This window comes from Faecalibacterium prausnitzii (assembly GCF_003324185.1).
Lineage (GTDB): Bacteria > Bacillota > Clostridia > Oscillospirales > Ruminococcaceae > Faecalibacterium > Faecalibacterium prausnitzii.
The window spans coordinates 83440-102274 of sequence record NZ_PXUP01000012.1 but is presented as its reverse complement, the minus strand read 5'-3'; the positions used below and the strand labels follow the sequence as shown (position 1 = coordinate 102274).

The following is an 18835-nucleotide window of genomic DNA, read 5'->3' as shown; positions in this document are numbered from 1 at the left end:
CGCTCAGCACGCAATCGCTTGCGTCCTGTGTGAATTACTTTTGTTTGGAATTGTTTACCGTGTTTTTCCAACACGAATATAGGTTCCGTTACAAGTTCTTTCGATATTGTTCAATTTTCAAGGTCCTGTGCGCCGCAGCCTTGCGGCTGACAGCTTACTTATTTTATCACTTTCGTGATAAATTGTCAAGCGCTTTTTTGAAAGATTTTTGAGATTCATTTTTGATTCTGTCGAATCTCTCCGTTTGACGTCGTTTTTGAAGTATTTCATTCTGTCGGACGTCCGCCTGACAGTAATGTATTTTAGCACAGCATCCTTCAAAAAGCAAGCGTTTTTTACAAATTTTACGCCAAAATCATTCTTTTGACTTTTTGCCCAGTTTTTTACATTTTTTATAGACACTTCCTCCCTTATTCCTCCAAAAGCCGGGCGCGCAGCCGGATCAGGATCTTGCGTTCCCGCCGGGAGATCTGTACCTGTGTAGTATTCAGTGCTTTTGCAGTCTCGCTCTGGGTGCGGTTGCCATAAAAGCGCAGACGAATCAGCTGCTTGTCCTGCTCTGGCAGCGCTTCGATCACCTCCGCCAGACTGATCCGGTCTGCCAGTTCCTCCTCCGGAGATTCCACCGGGATATCCAGCTGCCGGTCTCCATCCTCGCCGCCCTCCGGGGTCAGGCTCATGGCGGGCTGCGCGGCCTGTATGGCAAGGGCTACATTCTCTATCGGCTCGTCCAGCTGCTCAGCCAGCTGCTGCAAGGTAGGCTCTGCGCCGCACAGCTTCATAGTATGCTCCCGTGCAGCTTGCACCCGCATTCCCAGTTCCTTCAGGGAGCGGCTCACCTTGACCGTACCCCCATCCCGGAACAGCTTTTTGATTTCACCAAGGATCACCGGCACGGCATAGGTGGAAAAACACACGCCCCGGCTCTCGTCAAAATTATCATAGGCTTTGATGAGCCCCACGCAGCCCGCGCTGTACAGGTCGTCATACTCCATGCCTCGCCCACGGAATCTGCCCGCACAGGCGTGCACCAGCCCCAGATTCTGCGTGATGAATGCTTCCCGCCGGGTCTTATCCGTTACCATATACCGGACCGCCTTTCCTTTTTATGTAGGCTCCCGTCGAGACAGACGCTTGACCAGCAGCACCCTTGTGCCTTTGCCGGGCTTTGAGGTAACTTTTACCCTGTCCATAAAACTTTGCATCACCGCAAAGCCCAGACCGGAGCGTTCTTCCGGGTTGCCGGTGGTGAACAATGGCTGCATGGCCTGCTCCACATTGGGGATGCCGATGCCCTTATCTGTAATGGTGATGTGCACCTCCCGGTCGGGGTAGACCGCTATGGTCATGCACACCGGCCCGATATGCTCCGGGTAAGCATGGACGATGCAGTTGGTCACCGCCTCGGACACTGCCGTTTTCAGGTCGGCCAGTTGGGGCACGGTTGGATCGTATCGCGCCAGAAAGGCTGCCGTAACGCCGCGGGCGTAGGCCTCGTTGCTGCTAAGGGAATCGAACTGGATGCGGGTACTGTTCTCTGCTTTCATTGCGCATTCTCCTTTTCTATGTTCTCCGTACAGGGGATGCCCGCCAGCCGCAGGACTTTTTGCAGCTGTGCGGGGGCGTGTTGCAGCCGCAGGGTCGTGCCCAGAACGCGGGCACAGCGCTGCCGCCCCAGAATAAGTCCGATCCCGGAGGAATCCATGAACCCTACCCCGCCAAGGTCGATAATTAGGGTGCGGGGACTGCGGCTGACCAGTGCATCGTCCAGCTGCATCCGCAGGCTCTGGGCGGCATCGTGGTCGATCTCGCCCGCCAGATAGGCGTACAGGGTCTCCCCTGCCGCGCTGAAAGTCACCGTTGCCATTGCTTGTCCATCTCCTTTTTTGCAAAATAAAAGATCCCGTACACATAACTTCAGTGTACGGGATCTTCGGGTTATTTTTTAGAAAAAGCTGTCGGCAGCTTACGCCTTTGCCAGCAGCTCGGCAGCTTCCAGCGCTGCCGCCTCGCTGCCGCAGACCAGCAGCCCACGGCGGGTGTTGGCGTGCGCCAGCTGCACCGCCTCGTCCAGACTGGTGCAGAGCTGGGCGTCAAAGTGATACTTTGCCTTCTCGGTCAGACGCCGGGTCAGCTGCTCCTCCACACCGGCGGGCGTGACGAGATACACCTTATCAAAGGGGCTCTCGCTCATGCCGGGCATGGTGGATTTATCCTTTTTCTGTTCCTCAGGGCTCAGGCCGGTCTCCAGCGCGGAGAAGAAGGCTTCGGCGCCCTCCTCCTCGGTCAGGCCGATGATAGCGCTCATATGGCGCACCTTGGCCATGTTCAACACGCGCAGCAGCGCGGCAGCCTGCTGCGGAGTGCGGCAGGCATCCAGAATGACCAGCGGGCGCTGGGAAAGCACCCGGATGCTGCAACGGTTGTCCACGGCGGCAATGCCATCCAGAATGGCTTCATCGGAGATGTCCACCTCTTTGCGGCAGAGCGCCAGCGCCAACTCCACCGCCATGGCGGCGTTGCCCGCAGCGTGACGCCCCAGAAAGGCCAGCGGCACTGTGTAGCCGCCGTAGTCCACCCGGCTGGCAAACTGTTCTGCTTCCAGAAAGGTGATATCCTCCGGGTCGGGCACTACCAGCTCACAGCCGCACTTGCCCGCAGCCACGATCAGCTCACTGAGCACCGCCTTGGGCTGCTCCGGCGCGGTGACGCAGATGCTGTCCTTGCGCATCACGCCGCCCGCCAGCGCAGCCAGACGCTCCACCGAGCGGCTCACGCCATCCGGTCCCACCGCTGTGACGGCGCACACCGGCATTTTGGGCAGCACCGCAGCCAGGCCTGCGTCCGGCAGCTCTACTACCGCCAGCGTGCAGCCGGCTTCGCCAAAGCAGTACGCAGCGGCAACAAGCTCTGCCGCCTGCAAAGGCAGCTCCTCATGGGCAGCAAGGGCATCGGCGGCGCGGCACAGCAGTGCTTCGTCCACCGGCTTGCCATCCACACGGATGCGGGCAGCAAGCGGCTCGCACCCGGCATGGTAGACACCGGCACGGATCCCCTGCGCGTGCAGGATGGCCGTCAGCAGACGCGCCACCGCCGTTTTACCGGCAGTGCCTGCTACGCCCACGAACTGCACCTGCTGCACCGAGGCGGGCAACAGCGCACCCAGCTGCGCCGGGTCGGCAAAGCCGTCCGGCAGAGCTGCAAAATACTGATTTGCCTGTTGGATGGTCATTCGTGTCTCCTTTTTATGTGATAATACAGTCCCTCGCAGGCCAACAGCAGTACGATGGCAACAAGGATGCCGGCCAGAACACCGGCAGAGTCCAGCCACACATCGGTGACCTGACTGCTGCGTCCCTCCGAGAAGAGCTGAATGGTCTCATCGGTCAGCGCCGTCAGCACACCGCCCAGCATGGGCACGGTGATATGCCGCAGCGGGTGACGGCTGTACACCCGCATACAGAGCATGAGCAGAAAGCCCTCCAGCGTATACTCGCAAAAGTGTGCCAGCTTGCGCACGATATGCATGGTCAGATGCTCTGCCAGCCCCGGCTGTCCCAAGCGGCGCAGGATGATGCGCATCCACGCCAGCACCCGGCCGCTGGAGTCGGTGGAGACCGTTGCCACCGCCATGGAGTTGGAAAAGATGAACCAGATACAGGCGATGAGTGCAACGGTAAAGACCACACGTCCCGCAATGACCCACAGCGAGGTGCGTTCCGTATCGTTATAGCGTTCCACAGTCTCAACCCAGAGCCTTGATGCTCTGCTCAATGTTGGCCAGCTTGTCCTGACTCTTGGCGAACTTTGCGCGGATCTCCTCCACCAGAGCCGCCGGGGCACGTTCCACGAACTTGGGATTGTTCAGCTGGTTGCCGAACATGGCCATTTCCTTTTCGGCCTTGGCCTTTTCCTTGTTCAGGCGAGCCAATTCTTTCTCGCGGTCGATGAGCTCCATCATGGGGATGAAGCCGCGGGCAGCGTGGGTGGACACCTGCACCATGCCATCGGTGCTGCCCTCGTACTTTTCGGTAAAGGTCACATCGGTGGCAAAGGCGAACTTGGCCAGATAGACCTGTGCGTTCTGGAAGGGGGCTGCATCGGCAGTTTCAATGATCATGCTGGTCTTTTTAGCGGGGTGCACGTTCATCTCGGTGCGCATGGTACGCACAGCCTTGATATAATCCATCACCTTTTCAAAGGCTTCCTCTTCAGCGGCCCAGTTGTGAGCGGCGTCAAAGGTGGGCCAAGCCTGCGTCATGATGGTCTCGGCAGAGCCGGGCAGAGCCTGATACAGTTCCTCGGTGATGAAGGGCATGAAGGGATGCAGCAGCTTGAGCGCCTTATCCAGCACATACACCAGCACGCGGCGGGCGGTATCGGCCTGCTGTGCGTCGCCGGAGTTCAGGCGGGGCTTTGCGATCTCGATGAACCAGTCGCAGTAGACATCCCAGATAAAGCTGTTGATCTTGGCAGCAGCCAGACCCATCTCATAGTGCTCCAGATTGTCGGTCATGGCACCGGCCACCTGATTCAGCTTGGTCAGCACCCACTTGTCGCTCATGTCCAGCAGCTCTTCACAGGGCAGACCCGGTTCAAAGTCCTCGGGCAGGTTCATCAGCACAAAGCGGGTGGCGTTCCACAGCTTATTGGCAAAGTTGCGGGCAGCCTCCACCTTCTTTTCGATATAGCGCATATCGTTGCCCGGAGTAGAGCCGTCCACCAGCATAAAGCGCAGGGCATCCGCGCCGTACTGGGCAATGACCTCCAGCGGATCGATGCCGTTGCCAAGGCTCTTGGACATCTTGCGGCCCTGACTGTCGCGGACGATGCCGTGGATGCAGACGGTGTCAAACGGAGCCTTGCCGGTGTAAGCCAGACCGGAGAAGATCATACGGCTGACCCAGAAGCCGATGATGTCGTAGCCGGTGACCAGCGTATTGGTGGGGTAGAAATACTTGAGGTCGGCGCTGTCCTCGTTGGGCCAGCCCAGCGTGCTGAAGGGCCACAGGGCAGAGGAGAACCAGGTATCCAGCGTATCGGGGTCCCGCGTCAGCTTTGCGCTGCCGCACTTGGGGCAGGTGCAGGGAGCGGACTTTGCCACTACGGTCTCGCCGCAGTCGTCGCAGTACCAAGCCGGGATCTGGTGACCCCACCACAGCTGACGGCTGATGCACCAGTCGCGGGTGTTCTTCATCCAGTTCATATAGTTCTTGGTAAAGCGCTCGGGCACGAACTTGATCTCGCCCTTCTCCACGCTCTCGATGGCAGGCTTTGCCAGCGGCTCCATCTTGACGAACCACTGCTTGGAGATCATGGGCTCGATGGTGGAGTGGCAGCGGTAGCAGGTGCCCACCTCGTGCTTCAGGGGCTCGATCTCCTTCAGGAAACCGCCCTCCTTCAGGTCGGCCAGAATGGCCTTGCGTGCCTCCAGCGTAGTCATGCCGGCGTACTTGCCGCAGTCCAGCACATGGGGCTCGTTGACGGTGTTCTTACCGGCGGCAAACAGGGCATCGGCTGCAGCCTTGTCGGCAGCGCCGGTCATGTGGCCGTCGTAAGTGAACACGCGCACGATGGGCAGGTCGTGGCGCAGACCGACTTCAAAGTCGTTGGGGTCGTGAGCGGGGGTGATCTTCACGACACCGGTGCCCTTGGTCATATCGGCGTGCTCATCGCAGACGATGGGGATTTCCTTGTTCAGCAGGGGCAGCACCACATGGCAGCCGTGCAGATGGGCGTAGCGGGGATCCTCGCCGTTGATGGCCACGGCGGTATCGCCCAGCATGGTCTCGGGGCGGGTGGTGGCCAGTTCCAGCATCTCACCGGTCTCCTTGACCGGGTACAGCAGATGCCAGAAGCTGCCGTCCTTCTCCTCGTACTCCACCTCGGCGTCGGAAATGGAGGTGTTGCAGTGGGGGCACCAGTTGACCATGCGGTTGCCGCGGTAGATCAGTCCCTTGTCGTACAGGCGCACGAACACTTCCTTGACAGCCTCAGAGCAGCCTTCGTCCATGGTAAAGCGCTCGCGCTCCCAGTCGCAGCTGCTGCCCAGCTTCTTCAGCTGGCTGACGATGCGGTTGCCGTACTTGGTCTTCCATGCCCAGGCGCGCTCCAGAAAACCATCGCGGCCGACCATCTCCTTGGTCAAGCCCTCGGCGCGCATAGCTTCCACCACCTTGGCTTCGGTAGCAATGGAGGCGTGGTCGGTGCCGGGCACCCACAGGGCGGCATAGCCCTGCATCCGCTTGGTGCGGATGAGGATATCCTGCATGGTGTTATCCACCGCATGGCCCATGTGCAGCTGACCGGTAACGTTCGGTGGCGGCATCACGATGGTATAAGGTTTCTTGTCCGGATCGGCCTTCGTGTGGAAGTAGCCGCCGTCCAGCCAGAACTGGTAGATACGATCTTCCACCTGACTGGGATCGTACTGCTTTGCAAGCTCTTTCATAGTGTCCTCCCAAAAATTTGATGAAGTGGGACGCAAAAAGCCGCCCCACGGAGCGTTCCATGGGACGGCTGTAAATACATGACCGCGGTACCACCCAAATTGCGCGGAAGGTTCCGCGCCCCTTGATGCCCCTGTAACGTAGGGCAGACCCGAAAGCGGCTTACCGGCAAGGCTCACCGCTCCTGCTCCAAAGTGACAGTGCCCCGCCGGTATCCCGCCGGGTTTTCAGCTGCCCCCGGCTCTCTGTGCGGTCCCAGACGATGCACACTCTTTTTCAACGCATTTATAAAAAGAATATAACGTTTTTTGTGGGATTTGTCAATCAGTTTTTCAAACCTTTCACCCACCGCACCAGCTTCCATGCCTTTGCGCCCAGATGCGGGCAGTAGCTTACCATCAGCGCCTGCAGCTTCTGGCTTTGATTTCCCGGCGGAATCTCCCACGCAGCATGACGGTGCAGCTTTGCTGTTTTCAGCAGCGTTTTTTCCTTCTCGGAATCCCGCTCCGGCTGGTTGACCAGCCGGAAATATACCTCGGCGCAGGACATGACGCAGCGCTGTTCCGTAGTGCTGCGGAAGGGGTCCGGCTGCCCCTTTACCAGCTGCCAGATCTGTTCCCACGCCAGTGCCGCCGTGTAAAAGCGCAGGCTCGGCTCCTGCCGCACGGCAGAGCTTGGACGTTCAAGGTAAGCATACAGCGGGCAGTTCAAAAATGCCAGACTGCCTGCCTTGAGGAATTCCGTTACAAAGAACAGGGCATCCTCCCCGTAGAACAGCGCCGGGTCAAAGCGAACATCCTGCAGCACCTCCCGGTGGGTCAGCATCCGCCAGCAGTGCCCGCCGCTCCATTCCTGCATCCACGAGTAGTTTTCCGTCGTGATTTTCTGCGGTGCCGGGCACTCCGTCACCATCCACAGAGTCTCGTTTTCCCGTATGCTGCGGTAGCGGCACATGGCAATGCGGGTACCGCAGCTGCACAAAGCATCGTACAGCCATTCCAGATACTGCGGCAGCACAAGGTCGTCGGAATCCACAAAGCAGATATACTCGCCCCTTGCCTGCTCCAGCCCAAAATTGCGTGCCGAGGACACCCCGCCGTTTTCCTTGCGGAAAATACACACCCGGGCATCCTGTGCCGCATACTGCTGCAAAATTTCCCAGCATTTATCCGGCGAACCGTCATCCACAAGGAGCAGTTCAAAATTCTGATACGTCTGCGCCAACAAGCTGTCCAGACATGCAGGCAGATACTTTTCCACCTTATAAACTGGCACGATCACCGAGATCAGGGGGCTTTTTTCTGTATTCATCCGGCTCTCCTTTTTAAAATTTCCAACCCACGCCGCTTCAGCTCCGTGTACTCCACGCTGCGCCGGTAGAGCAATACGATCACTCCTGCAAACACCGCCGTATAAAGCAGCCCGTCCAAAACAAAAACGCCGAAATTGCCCACCGGAAAGCGCTTTACCCAGAGCATGGCTGCCGCCGAGACCGCCGCCACGATCATTGCACGCTTCAGGTACTCTGCAAAATAAGCCCAGAGCTTCTTCTGCCATGCATCCTGAACGCCATACTTCAAAAAGATATAGGGCTCCACCCAGACACAGGTGCACAGGCTGCTGATGATGGTACCCCCGATAATGCCGACCACGCCATACCGCTGCACCAGCGCCAGAGAGACCACCAGATTGATGATGGACTCCGCCACAGCCTTATAGCGGTCGTTCCAGAACAGCCCCATGACCTCCCGGAACAACAGGTTCGTCTGCCGCATCCGCGAGATATAGAACTCTGTCACAATGATCGCCACGGTCGTCATCGGGAAACAGTATTCCCTGCCAAACAGCAGCTCGATCAAGGGGTTGAACAGCATCATCAGCCCGCTAGTCAGATAGGCAGACTGCACAAAAAAGAGAAAGTCCATCTCTTTATATACTTGGTACAGCCGGTCAGAGTTTTCCAGCGCCGCAAAATTGCCCACGCTGCCGGAAAAAGCCGTGGCAAACTTGTTCAGCAGGTTGTTCAGCGCGTTGAGTACCAACCGGTAATTGGAGTAAAGCCCCACCGTTGCCAGACCGATGAAGGAGGACATCAGCAGGCTGTCCGTGTTACGCACGATGACGGTGGCCAGCTTGTGCATACTCATTGCGCCGATGTTTTTCAGGATGCCGTTCCGTTCCTCCCTTTCTGGCAGCTCATGGCATTCCTTCAGGTATGGAAACTCCTTGTCCACCATGCGGGAAACCATAATGTTGGGTAAAAACTGTATCGCCTGCTGAACCGCCAGATACAAGATGAAGTTCCGGGTCAACAGCAGCACTGTGATCTGCGAAACAGTCTTGATGCACTCGCACGCCATACTCCATCCTGCGCAGATATAGCCTTTCTGGTAGGCCTGATAGATGGAATTTTTATAACTCAGCAGATAGGAACTTGCTGAACCGAGCACATATATCATATAGATCAGGGTGATATGTTCAATGCCCTCGCCGCCCTTGATGAGGTAGGGCAGAAACGGCAGCAGCACCAACCCGAACAGCAACACCGAGACTGCCACCGCCCGGTACATCCACTTGTACAGGTTCATCAGCCGCGCCAGTTTCTGCTCGTCATCCCGGGCTGCCGGTTCATACATGCTGAACACCATAGCCGTACCGATGCCCAGCTCCGCAAAATTAAGGATGCTGAGCACATCGGTAAACAGGCCGTTGACCCCCAGATATTCCGCTGAAAGGCGGCGGATGAACACCATCCGGTTGATGAAGGACAGCAGCATCGTCAAAAACTGCCCGCCGATGTTAAACAGCATATTGATGATCGAATAACGTGTTCTCATGCGATTTTTAATTCTCCCCTGCCTTTGATGTTCCGCAGCCACATATATTCCCGCGGAAATAGCCGCAACAGCAGGCTTTGCAGCCAGAGTCCCGCCGGAACGGTACAATACTGCCGCGTCCGGTCCACCACATCAAACTGCATCCGCAGCATTTCCCGGCTGCGGGGTGCCTTGCGCAGCGCCGGGGGCAGCTGCCGGTACACCCGGCTCACGCTGCCCATCGTAAACTTTGCCGCATTTGCCAGCGCATCGTATACCTCGTTTTCCACGAGGCAGTTCCAATACCGCTGTGCGGCCTCGGCAGCATCGAAATGGCGCAGCGTTTTGCTTCCGTTCATAATGCTGCTGCCGCGCTGCACATAATAATACAGCTCCTTTGGCACCACCACGGCCTTTTTGGTGTTCAGACAGATTTCTGGGAGCACAAAAATATCCTCGTTCAGCTTGCCCTCCGGGTAGCGCAGCTGCGCAAAGATAACGCGGCGGTACAGCTTGTTCCACGCAGGCTGCGCCATCGTATTCGTGGCTTTTTTCAGCAGTTCCCGCCCGGTAAGGATCCGCTGTGCAAGCCCGGTGTACGGCGGCAGGCAGGGTATGCCTGCCTCGTCCACCGCAGCGTAATCGCACAGGGCAAGGTCTGCCCCGGTGCTTTGCACGGCCTTGTACAGTGTTTCGTACATTTCCGGTGCAATATAGTCGTCGGAATCCACAAAGCCGATCCACTCGCCCCTTGCCACATCCAGCCCGGCATTGCGGGCAGCAGAAAGCCCGCCGTTTTTCTGGTGAAGCACCCGGATGCGGGCATCTTTCGCGGCAGCGGCATCACACAGCGCAGGGCAACCGTCCAGCGAACCGTCCTCCACAAGGATCAGCTCAAAGTCCGTAAAGGTCTGCGCCAGAATGGAATCGATGCATTTTTGCAGATAGTTTTCCACCTTGTACACCGGCACAATGATGCTGAGCAATGGTTTTTCGCAGGGCACAGCGTGTTCCTCCCGTTTTATCTTTTCAGCCCGTCACCTCGGTGCGCAGGCGGGCAATGAGCCGTTCCATCAGCGCCACCCGGTTGAAGGGGGTCATCAGGTAAAAGCCGTCCGCATAGGGCGCAGCCGCCTTGGCAGCCTGCACCGAGACTTCCAAGCCCAGTTCCTCGCCTGCGGCGCGGTCCAGACCCTCAAACCTTTGGATGATGACTTCATCCACATGGATGCCGTTGACCTCGTTTTCCATAAAGATGGCGTTGCGCTGGCTGACCACCGGCAGGATGCCGGCCAGAATTTTTGCCCGCTCGCCCAGCGTCTCCCGGGCTTTTTTCAGGTTTTCCACCGCCTGTGCCGACAGCACCGGCTGGGTAAGGAAGCCGCTCATGCCGTTTTCCAGCTTTTCAGCGGCGCGGCGCAGCTCCACCTCAAAATTGCGGGCGTTCAGGTTCAGCGCACCAAAAACCGTGATGGGTGCGGGCATCTCCCGTCCCTCTCCGGCCAGCGACACGATATACTGTGCCAGCTTGCGGGAGTTGAACTGGTACACATTTTTCACCTCGTCCCGCTCGGCGGTGGGAATGGGGTCGCCGGTAATAGCCAGTACCTCCCGCACACCCTCGGCGTACAGTCCCAGCAGCAGCGCCTTGGTGGCATTCAGGTTGCGGTCCCTGCAGGTCATGTGGGGCAGCACGTTCATGCCCAGCTCCCGGTGCACCCGGCAGGCCACCAGCGAGGAATCCATCCGTGCCCGGGCAATAGGGCAGTCTGCAATGGTCAGCAGGTCGGCACCGGCAGTCTGCAAACGGCGGGCCCCCTCGAGATAGGCGGTCAGGTCGGCGTCCTTGGGGGAGTCCAGCTCCACCGCAATGACCCGCTGCCCGGTGCGCAGCTTGCGCAAAAAGGCATCGTCCGTTTCCACTGCAGGCTTTGCCGCTGCAGCGGGCTTTGCCGCCGGGGCGGCGGGCAGCGCTTCCGGCAGAGCATCCAGCGCGGTGCGCAGGGCAGCAATGTGCTGCGGCGTTGTACCGCAGCAGCCGCCCAGAATGCGCACGCCCTCGGCGGCAAGGCGGCTCAGCTCCCGGGCAAAATACTCCGGCTTGCCCTGATAGCGCACCTGTGCCCGCGCCACCACCGGGTAGCCCGCATTGGGCATGACCGAAAGGGGCAGTCCCGCATCCCCCAGCTGCTGCACCAGTGCCCGCATCGCGCCCGGGGCAGATACACAGTTCAGGCCCACGGCATCCACCACGCCGCTCTGCGCCACGCGGCGCACAAGTTCGGCGCAGTAACGGCCCTCGCGGGTGTAGCCGTCCGGCAGCACCGCAAAGGATACCAGTACAAAGGCCTCCGGCACGGTCTGCTTCAGCGCACGAATCGCTTCCAGCACACCGTCCTCGGCGCTCAGGGTCTCAAACAGAAAATTCCGTGCACCCAGCAGCGCAAAGCGCTTTGCCACAGCAAGATACACCTGCTCCGCCGGGAGATTTTCGGTATCCGGTGCGGGGCCAAGGTCGGCAAACACTGCCGCGCCGGTCTCCCCGGCGGCCTTTGCTGCCAGCCTGCATCTGCCAGCTGCTCCCAGCCGAGCTGCTGCGCCGCCGCCAGACGCGGCAGGCTGAAGGTATTGGTCTTGATGGCGTCCGCTCCGGCGGCAAGATACGCCCGGTGCACCGCCAGAATGCCCTCGGGGTCGGTCAGGTTTGCCTGCTCGCACTCCTGCCCCGGCTTTGCTTTATAATAGGTACCCATACCGCCATCGAACAGCAGCGGCCGCTGGGCTAACAGTTTGCGCACATCTAACATCGATACTTTCCCTTTCCTATAAAAAGACTTCATCTTTCAGTTTATCGTAGTTCACCCATCCGGTCAAGCGGTTTTCTTGATTTCGCTTGCAGCGTGGCCGTTTTTGTGCTATCTTAGGGATAACTTTTGAGAAAAGGGAGAGGATGGATCATGCGCCACACCGGCACACCTGAACTGGAGACCGACCGTCTGCTGCTGCGCCGTCTGCTGCCGCAGGACGCCCCGCAGATGTACGAAAACTGGGCAAATGACCCGGCTGTGACCCGGTTTTTGCGCTGGGAACCGCACAAAAGCCCCGCCGAGACCCGGGAACTGCTTTCGGCGTGGGCAGAGTTGTATCCGAACCCGGATTATTACCAGTGGGCCATGGTAGAAAAGGCCACCGGACAGGTGTTTGGCTCCATCTCCGTATACAACGCCCTGCTGGGTGAGCCGCAGCAAAAGGCCAAGTGGCCGGGGCTGGAACTCTCCGGCGGCATCTGGGAGCCGGGCTACTGCATCGGGCAGAAGTGGTGGGGCAAGGGCCTTACCACCGAAGCGCTGCAAGCTGTGGTGGATTTCTGGTTCAGACAGGTGGGCGGCACCTTTCTCACCTGCTGCCACGCGGTGCACAACCCCGCCAGCGGCCGGGTGATGGAAAAGGCCGGCTTTGTGTACCATCACAACGACGTTTACCACAAATTTGACGGCACACCGGTGGAATGCCGGTGCTATCTGCTGACAAAAGAACGCTACGATAACAGAAAGGACTTACTTTGAGCGAGCTTTATGATATTCTGACCGAGACCCCTCCCACAAAGGTGGTGCTGCTGGCACTGGATCAGGGGCTGTGGGACTGTGAGCGCAGTCTGGCAGAGCTTTCTGCCCTGTGCGAGGCCAACCACATGGAGGCCGTGGCGCAGATCACCCAGAAGCGCCAGACCCCGGAAACCGGCATCGTGCTGGGCAGCGGCAAGCTGGAAGAAGCTTCCCTTGCCGCCCAGACGCTGGGCGCGGAATGCGCTGTGTTTGACGGCGAGCTGACTGGCAGCCAGATCCGCAACATCTCCAACGCGCTGGGCGGCTTGGAGGTCATCGACCGTACCATGCTGATCTTGGAGATTTTCCGCAGCCGCGCCGTGACCAACGAGGGCAAATTGCAGACCGAACTGGCGCTGCTGCGCTACCGTCTGCCCCGCCTGCAGGGCATGGGCGAGGCGTTGAGCCGTCAGGGCGGCGGCGGCGGCGGTGGCGGCGGTGCCCGCCGCGGTGCCGGTGAGACCAAGCTGGAACTGGACCGCCGCCATGTGCACGCCCGCATTGATGCACTGGCCGAAAAGCTGGCCGAGATGGAAAAGCGCCGGGGCGAGAGCCGCAAGGCCCGCGCCAAGACCGGGATGCCGGTGGTAAGCCTTGTGGGCTACACCAACGTGGGCAAATCCAGCCTGATGAACGCCCTGTGCGGCCCCAGCGTAGCCGAAGCCGATATGTTGTTTGCCACACTGGACCCCACCAGCCGCAAGCTGGTGCTGCCCAGCGGCATGGCAGTGCTGCTGGTGGACACAGTAGGCTTTGTGTCCCGCCTACCCCACAATCTGGTGGAGGCCTTCAAGTCCACCTTGGAGGAAGCCGCATGGTCTGATGTGATCATCCGGGTGGCAGACGCCGGGGATGAGCAGCGCGAGGAGCAGCTTGCCGTCACTGACGAGGTTCTGGATGGGCTGGACTGTACCGACATTCCCCGCCTGACCGTGTACAACAAGTGCGACAAACCCAACACCCTGAGCTTTGACCCCGACATTCTGCTGACCAGCGCCAAAACCGGCTACGGGCTGGACAAGCTGCTGCAAAAGCTGGACGAGGTGCTCAGCGACCGGGTGCACACCATCCGGGTGCTGCTGCCCTACGACAAGCTTGGGCTTGCCGCCCCCATGCGGGAGCGCGGCAGCGTACAGGTGGAGGAATACCGGGAGGACGGGCTGTATCTGGAAGGCATCGTCAAAACCGAGGACCTGCACTGCTTTGAGGGCTATCTGGTCTGATAGGCGCATCCAATTTAAATAGCCTCCGCTGCGCTCTGGCTATCATCAGCGGAATAATATTTTGATATAGAGCAAACCCGGAAAGTCTGCGGACTTTCTGGGCTTGCATTTTCACGGGTAGAGTCGTGACCGGAAACAGCTGCTCTATGGGTCAAGTACGTTGTCTACCACTGCTTTTTTCATAAATAAAAAGCCCCAACAAACACAAAAACCCGCCTGGCAGCGGGTTTTTGTGTATAGAGGGGTGGGAAAGTATATAAAGTGGTGAATCTCAATATCATTGGCAGGTTTTTGTGTGTTGCGCTGCCTTGCATGATGTATTATACCCGTTTTTCTTTTCTTGTCAAACAGGATTTTCGGATTTTACTTTAAAATAATACTTTACTTTTTTGCAAAAACTTTATATAATTAACATAGAATTTCAGAAACGAAATTTTATTCCATTTCCGTGGGTTTGCACAACATAAAAACTTTACTTTCAGAAAATTTTATACAATCCAACATATTTTTGAAGGAGGCTCTTCTCATGGACGATCTTGACCGCAAAATCCTCACTCTTCTGGCAAAAAACGCACGGATGCCCGTCAAAGAAATTGCGGAACAGGTATCCCTGACCAGCCCGGCAGTCTCCAGCCGTATCCATAAGCTGGAAACGGACGGCATCATCAGCGGCTACACTGTCACGCTGAACCGTCCGGCAGACCGGATGTATGTGGATGCGCTCATCAGCCTTTCAGTGGCCCCCTCCAAGCAGGATGCTTTTCTGGAACTGCTGCAGAACAGCCGCGAGGTGCTGCAGTGCTACCACGTTACCGGTGCGTATACCTTTCTGGTCAAGGTCAGCTGCGGCAGCATGGCACAGCTGGAGCATCTGATCTTACAGTTCCAGAAGCTGGGCACCACCAGCACCCAGATCATCCTGTCCACCCCGGTGAACCATGGCGATCTGGACGCCTTGATGCTGTAAGCAGGCGCTGTTCATAAAACTGTTACTTTTTCCCTGCAATTTTGCGGTGCGGTGGTTCGTATCCAGAATAGCAGCCCAAAACCGGCACACACTACCTGTAACGTGTGCGCCCGGCTGCGCCTTCCACACACAGCACTATGAAAGGAAATGCAATACTATGAAAAAATTCATCGCCGCCCTGCTGGCAGGGCTGACCCTGTTTACTTTGGTGGGCTGCTCTGGCGGCAGCAAGGCCGACAGCTCCACCCCCAAGGACTACGCCCAGATCATCCACGACGCCCGCAGCGACGAGGACAACGAGTACGATATGATCTTCACCAAGGGCGAGGACGGCAAGTTTACCGCCATTGACGGTTACAGCGCCGAGTACGAGCCCGACCAGCTGAACGAAGAGATCCGGGACATCCTGATGCCCCTGCTGAATCTGGAGGACGGCCAGTACACCGCCTTTGCTGCCAGCATTTCCAGCATGATGGTACGCAGCTACGCCGTTGCCATCGTGAAACCCGCCGAGGGCAAGACCAATGAGGTGAAGGCCGCACTGGAGGCCTATGTTGCCAGCGAACAGCAGTCCATGGAGCATTATCTGGAGGATCAGTACCTCGTGGCTAAGGCTGCCACCGTCACCGTGGCTCCCACCGGCGAGGTGGTTCTGGTCTGCGCCGAGGACCACGACACTATTCTGGCCAACATCGAAAAGGCTTTGGCCGCATAAAAAGCTTTTTGAAACCGCACTCTGTACAGGGTGCGGTTTCTTTTTGCGGCGGGTTATGCTATAATACCCCTTGGATCCATACATCCGCAGGAGAAAAACTATGAGCAAAGCAACCATCGTCATCCCAAATATCAACGGCAAGGGCTGGCTGAAGGACTCCATCGAGTCCATCTACGCCCAGACCGAACAGGATTTTGACCTGATCGTGGTGGACAACGGTTCCACCGATGAAAGTCTGGAACAAGCCCGCAACTACTGCACCCGCCCCAACTTTACCCTGATCGAAAACGGGCGCAACACCGGCTTTTCCTACGCAGTGAATCAGGGCATTGCCCGGGCGCAGAGCAAATATGTGGTGCTGTTCAACAACGACGCCTTTGCCGAGCCGCAGTGGCTGGCCGAGCTTTTGCGCACCGCCGATGCGGACCCCAAGATCTTTGCGGTGCAGAGTTTGATGATCCGACACTTTGAGCGGGAACTGGCCGATGACGCCGGGGACTATGTGACATGGATGGGCTTTGCCTGCAAGACCGGCGATGGCCGCCGCGCCAGCCGCTACACAAAGCAAAAGCGTATCTTCTCGGCCTGCGGCGGCGCAGCGCTGTACCGCAAAAGCATTCTGGACGAGATCGGCGGTTTTGACGAGAATTTTTTTGCCTACTTTGAGGACGTAGACCTGAGCTGGCGCGCCAACAATGCCGGTTACAAAAACGTGCTCTGCCCCGCCGCCAAGTGCTACCACATCTGCGGTGCCAGCACCGGCGCAGTGCGCTACAACGCCTTTAAAAGCCAGCAGAGCGGCCGCAACAGCATTCTGCTGCCGCTCAAAAACGAGCCGCTGCTGATGCTGGTGCTCAACTTTATCCCGCTGGCGCTGGGCTATCTGCTCAAGTGCTACAAGTTCCACAAGCAGGGCTTTGGCGAGGCCTGGGACAAGGGCATGCACGAGGCCTTCGCCCTGCTCAAAGCGGGCAAACTGGGCAAGCGCCCCTTCCGCCTGAAAGACCTGCCCAACTACATCCTGATGGAACTGTGGATGATCTGGAACATGGTGCCATACCTGTGGTATCGGCTGGTGGTGGTCAGGTTTGATTTAAAATAAAACGTACAAAAAACACCCGACTGTGAAAGCAAACGCACAGTCGGGTGTTTTCATTTACATTTTACGCTGCGGTGCTGGCGGCATCCTCAGCAGCGGGGGCTTCTGCCACGGCGCTGTCGGCACCCGTTTCTGCCTGCGCTTCCGGCTGCACAGCCGAGGCAGCAGCCGAATCTGCCGCAGCAGAGTCTCCGGCAGTGGCCAGAATGGCGTCCTGCACATCGCTTTCCGCCATGGGCTCCGACTGCGCGGCAGCGGAGCTTGCGGCGCTTTCGGGTTTCGTCTCGCTCTCGGTCAGGCCGGTCAGATACCAGCTGCCGCTCTGGCGCTCGAACAGGTAGTCCATATATTTGGTGGGGGTGTCCGAGGAGGGATTGATGATGCTGTCATCCGCGCTGGCGGTGGGGATATAGCCCACGGTAACATGCAGCTTGCCGCTGCGCTTGAACAGCTTGACCACAGTGGCGCGGTAGTAGCCCACCGTACCGGTGATGGGGATCTTGTAGCACTGGGTGGTCTCGTCAAACTCGACGGTCATATCCTCCATATCAAAGCTGCGGTGGGTCAGCTTGAAGCCGGGGCCCAGCAGCTTTGCCAGATAGGCGTCCACCTCCACCGAGGGCAGCAGCAGCTGCTCGGTCTCGGGGTCGGTATTGTAATTCTCAAAGCCGCCCTGCGTCTCCTGAATGCTGTACACACAGCCCCACACAGCTGCCTCCCGCAGGGTCAGGTCATCGATGTTCTCAATGCCGTCAAAGGGCATGGGGTCAAACAATACCAAGCCTTCCAGCTTGTCCTCGTATTCCTGCTTTTGTGCGGTATCGTCAAACAGGTTTGCCACAAGGCCTACACCGGCCCGCAGCACCGTGATAAACCCGATGAGCACCAGCACCGTGATCAGCAGACCCAAGGTCTGCCGCCAGCGGCGGCGCTTGATCCGGGCGTGTTCTTCCGGGGTGATCGTATTTTTCATTGGTCTGAGTCTCCCAAAGTTTTTAGTCTACCCAACAGTATACCACATCCGGCCGCAGAGTGCAAAACCTGTACCGGTGGTTTTTTTGTGAAAGCAGGTTTTTTATTCCCAGTCCTTCCATATTTCGGGCTGGTAGCCCACAGTGGCCTTGCGTCCGTTGCGCACGATGGGGGTCTTGAACAGCTGCTGATTTTCAAACAGCTTATCCTCTTTCTGCCAGTCCACCAGTGCATCCAGCAGCGCAAGGGTCTGCTTGTCCTTTGCTGCCGGATTTACCAGCGCTTCCCAGCCGCCCAAGGCGCGTGCCACGTTATCAAACTCGCCCCGGCTCATACCCTTTTCCTTCAGGTCGATCATCTGGAACTTTATGCCGCGCTCCTTGAAATAGCGCTGCGCCTTTTTGGTATCAAAGCACTTGCTCGTGCCAAAGATCTGGATATTCATCTTCTCTCCTCCTGCCGGTTTCCGGCGGTCTTATTGTACCACACCGCAAACCGCTTGCATAGGCATAATTTGCGGCAAAACGGGCAATGCTTTCCGCAAGGAGGTGTTTGCATGAACGCATTCGTAGACCCTGAACTGTGCATCGGCTGTACCCAGTGTGCCGGACTGTGCCCCGCAGTGTTCCGCATGGAGGGAGTTCTGGCTGTGGCAGAGCCCGGCCCCATCCCGCCGGAGGAGGTGCCGCAGGCCGTCACCGCAGCCCAGAGCTGCCCGGTAAGCGCCATCCGCATTGAGGAATAAGCCCGGCATCGGTAAGGCTGCTGCACAGCTTGTGCGGCAGCTTTTTTTGCGGCAGGACGATTTGAAATGCCCTCCGCTTTGCTCTGGGCATAGGCAGCGGAAGAACATTATAAATGATGCGATTGTCACGGCTTACGAGCCGTGACAATCGCATTTTTACGAGAGACGGCATCACGAAAAGCAGCCACTTCTCTTTTTTACGCAAAAAGCTCCCGCGCGGTGCAGTTTTGTGCTATACTATAAG

18 protein-coding genes and 1 pseudogene are annotated in these 18835 nt (G+C 58.1%); 6 read left to right on the top strand and 13 right to left on the bottom strand.

The features are described from left to right. Positions 1-410: 410 nt before the first annotated feature. The 11 genes and pseudogenes from C7J97_RS09635 to C7J97_RS15505 form a co-directional block, all read right to left on the bottom strand. A complete protein-coding gene (locus tag C7J97_RS09635) occupies positions 411-1085 on the bottom strand; it encodes a sigma-70 family RNA polymerase sigma factor (RefSeq protein ID WP_113992897.1) in 675 nt (224 codons plus the stop codon). 21 nt (positions 1086-1106) lie between these two features. Beyond that, on the bottom strand, positions 1107-1547 hold the full coding sequence (gene spoIIAB / locus C7J97_RS09630; protein WP_113992896.1) for an anti-sigma F factor: 441 nt from the start codon (positions 1545-1547) through the stop codon (positions 1107-1109). Then, a complete protein-coding gene (locus tag C7J97_RS09625; protein ID WP_097778752.1) occupies positions 1544-1867 on the bottom strand; it encodes an STAS domain-containing protein in 324 nt (107 codons plus the stop codon). The genes spoIIAB and C7J97_RS09625 overlap by 4 nt, the downstream gene beginning before the upstream one ends. 99 nt (positions 1868-1966) lie before the next feature. Beyond that, positions 1967-3232 carry a folylpolyglutamate synthase/dihydrofolate synthase family protein gene (locus C7J97_RS09620; protein WP_113992895.1) on the bottom strand — a complete coding sequence of 422 codons (1266 nt, stop codon included), beginning with the start codon at positions 3230-3232 and terminating at the stop codon, positions 1967-1969. Continuing rightward, positions 3229-3741 carry a VanZ family protein gene (locus C7J97_RS09615; protein WP_005925200.1) on the bottom strand — a complete coding sequence of 171 codons (513 nt, stop codon included), beginning with the start codon at positions 3739-3741 and terminating at the stop codon, positions 3229-3231. The genes C7J97_RS09620 and C7J97_RS09615 overlap by 4 nt, the downstream gene beginning before the upstream one ends. Before the next feature lie 4 nt (positions 3742-3745). Continuing rightward, a complete protein-coding gene (locus tag C7J97_RS09610) occupies positions 3746-6451 on the bottom strand; it encodes a valine--tRNA ligase (RefSeq protein WP_113992894.1) in 2706 nt (901 codons plus the stop codon). 322 nt (positions 6452-6773) lie between these two features. Continuing rightward, positions 6774-7760 carry a glycosyltransferase family 2 protein gene (locus C7J97_RS09605; protein WP_113992893.1) on the bottom strand — a complete coding sequence of 329 codons (987 nt, stop codon included), beginning with the start codon at positions 7758-7760 and terminating at the stop codon, positions 6774-6776. Next, on the bottom strand, positions 7757-9286 hold the full coding sequence (locus C7J97_RS09600; protein WP_113992892.1) for an oligosaccharide flippase family protein: 1530 nt from the start codon (positions 9284-9286) through the stop codon (positions 7757-7759). The genes C7J97_RS09605 and C7J97_RS09600 overlap by 4 nt, the downstream gene beginning before the upstream one ends. Beyond that, positions 9283-10269, bottom strand: a complete 987-nt coding sequence (locus C7J97_RS09595) for a glycosyltransferase family 2 protein (protein WP_170126656.1) — start codon at positions 10267-10269, stop codon at positions 9283-9285. Before C7J97_RS09595 ends, C7J97_RS09600 begins: the two co-directional genes overlap by 4 nt. Before the next feature lie 25 nt (positions 10270-10294). After that, positions 10295-11791, bottom strand: coding sequence for a bifunctional homocysteine S-methyltransferase/methylenetetrahydrofolate reductase (locus C7J97_RS09590; protein WP_278320577.1), 1497 nt, complete (start codon positions 11789-11791; stop codon positions 10295-10297). A gap of 131 nt (positions 11792-11922) precedes the next feature. Further along, positions 11923-12018 (bottom strand): annotated as a pseudogene (locus C7J97_RS15505) (hypothetical protein); the annotation flags it as partial. A gap of 204 nt (positions 12019-12222) precedes the next feature. Here C7J97_RS15505 and C7J97_RS09585 point away from each other — a divergent pair. The 5 genes from C7J97_RS09585 (at position 12223) to C7J97_RS09565 (ending at position 16877) form a co-directional block, all read left to right on the top strand. Then, positions 12223-12831 carry a GNAT family N-acetyltransferase gene (locus tag C7J97_RS09585; RefSeq protein ID WP_005925168.1) on the top strand — a complete coding sequence of 203 codons (609 nt, stop codon included), beginning with the start codon at positions 12223-12225 and terminating at the stop codon, positions 12829-12831. Further along, the gene (gene hflX / locus C7J97_RS09580) at positions 12828-14093 is read left to right on the top strand and encodes a GTPase HflX (protein WP_113992890.1); all 1266 of its coding nucleotides are present in this window, start codon (positions 12828-12830) and stop codon (positions 14091-14093) included. Before C7J97_RS09585 ends, hflX begins: the two co-directional genes overlap by 4 nt. Positions 14094-14619: 526 nt before the next feature. Next, positions 14620-15060 (top strand): Lrp/AsnC family transcriptional regulator, encoded by a 441-nt coding sequence (locus tag C7J97_RS09575; RefSeq protein ID WP_015536797.1) that lies wholly within the window; start codon positions 14620-14622, stop codon positions 15058-15060. A 157-nt stretch (positions 15061-15217) separates the two neighbouring features. Then, positions 15218-15775 carry a DUF4358 domain-containing protein gene (locus C7J97_RS09570; protein WP_113992889.1) on the top strand — a complete coding sequence of 186 codons (558 nt, stop codon included), beginning with the start codon at positions 15218-15220 and terminating at the stop codon, positions 15773-15775. A 100-nt stretch (positions 15776-15875) separates the two neighbouring features. Beyond that, positions 15876-16877: a glycosyltransferase family 2 protein gene (locus tag C7J97_RS09565; protein WP_113992888.1), complete on the top strand. Its 1002-nt coding sequence runs from the start codon at positions 15876-15878 to the stop codon at positions 16875-16877. 61 nt (positions 16878-16938) lie between these two features. Here the strand turns inward: C7J97_RS09565 and C7J97_RS09560 are convergent, their stop codons facing one another. Both C7J97_RS09560 and C7J97_RS09555 read right to left on the bottom strand, forming a co-directional pair. Beyond that, positions 16939-17847 (bottom strand): Ice-structuring protein, encoded by a 909-nt coding sequence (locus tag C7J97_RS09560; RefSeq protein ID WP_113992887.1) that lies wholly within the window; start codon positions 17845-17847, stop codon positions 16939-16941. Between the two features lie 102 nt (positions 17848-17949). Next, entirely contained in the window at positions 17950-18291 is a 342-nt protein-coding gene (locus C7J97_RS09555) for an arsenate reductase family protein (protein WP_005925148.1), read from the bottom strand. 111 nt (positions 18292-18402) lie between these two features. Between C7J97_RS09555 and C7J97_RS09550 the strand changes: the two genes are divergently transcribed. Beyond that, positions 18403-18591 carry a ferredoxin gene (locus C7J97_RS09550; RefSeq protein ID WP_005925145.1) on the top strand — a complete coding sequence of 63 codons (189 nt, stop codon included), beginning with the start codon at positions 18403-18405 and terminating at the stop codon, positions 18589-18591. The last annotated feature ends 244 nt before the right edge of the window (positions 18592-18835 follow it).

Excerpts from the sequence above, each read along its gene's own strand:
- C7J97_RS09570 (WP_113992889.1), top strand. The coding sequence starts at position 15,218 with ATGAAAAAATTCATCGCCGCCCTGCTGGCAGGGCTGACCCTGTTTACT.
- C7J97_RS09625 (WP_097778752.1), bottom strand. The coding sequence starts at position 1,867 with ATGGCAACGGTGACTTTCAGCGCGGCAGGGGAGACCCTGTACGCCTAT.
- C7J97_RS09585 (WP_005925168.1), top strand. The coding sequence starts at position 12,223 with ATGCGCCACACCGGCACACCTGAACTGGAGACCGACCGTCTGCTGCTG.
- C7J97_RS09550 (WP_005925145.1), top strand. The coding sequence starts at position 18,403 with ATGAACGCATTCGTAGACCCTGAACTGTGCATCGGCTGTACCCAGTGT.
- C7J97_RS09555 (WP_005925148.1), bottom strand. The coding sequence starts at position 18,291 with ATGAATATCCAGATCTTTGGCACGAGCAAGTGCTTTGATACCAAAAAG.
- C7J97_RS09635 (WP_113992897.1), bottom strand. The coding sequence starts at position 1,085 with ATGGTAACGGATAAGACCCGGCGGGAAGCATTCATCACGCAGAATCTG.
- C7J97_RS09620 (WP_113992895.1), bottom strand. The coding sequence starts at position 3,232 with ATGACCATCCAACAGGCAAATCAGTATTTTGCAGCTCTGCCGGACGGC.
- C7J97_RS09560 (WP_113992887.1), bottom strand. The coding sequence starts at position 17,847 with ATGAAAAATACGATCACCCCGGAAGAACACGCCCGGATCAAGCGCCGC.
- C7J97_RS09610 (WP_113992894.1), bottom strand. The coding sequence starts at position 6,451 with ATGAAAGAGCTTGCAAAGCAGTACGATCCCAGTCAGGTGGAAGATCGT.
- C7J97_RS09575 (WP_015536797.1), top strand. The coding sequence starts at position 14,620 with ATGGACGATCTTGACCGCAAAATCCTCACTCTTCTGGCAAAAAACGCA.
- C7J97_RS09600 (WP_113992892.1), bottom strand. The coding sequence starts at position 9,286 with ATGAGAACACGTTATTCGATCATCAATATGCTGTTTAACATCGGCGGG.
- spoIIAB (WP_113992896.1), bottom strand. The coding sequence starts at position 1,547 with ATGAAAGCAGAGAACAGTACCCGCATCCAGTTCGATTCCCTTAGCAGC.
- C7J97_RS09565 (WP_113992888.1), top strand. The coding sequence starts at position 15,876 with ATGAGCAAAGCAACCATCGTCATCCCAAATATCAACGGCAAGGGCTGG.
- C7J97_RS09605 (WP_113992893.1), bottom strand. The coding sequence starts at position 7,760 with ATGAATACAGAAAAAAGCCCCCTGATCTCGGTGATCGTGCCAGTTTAT.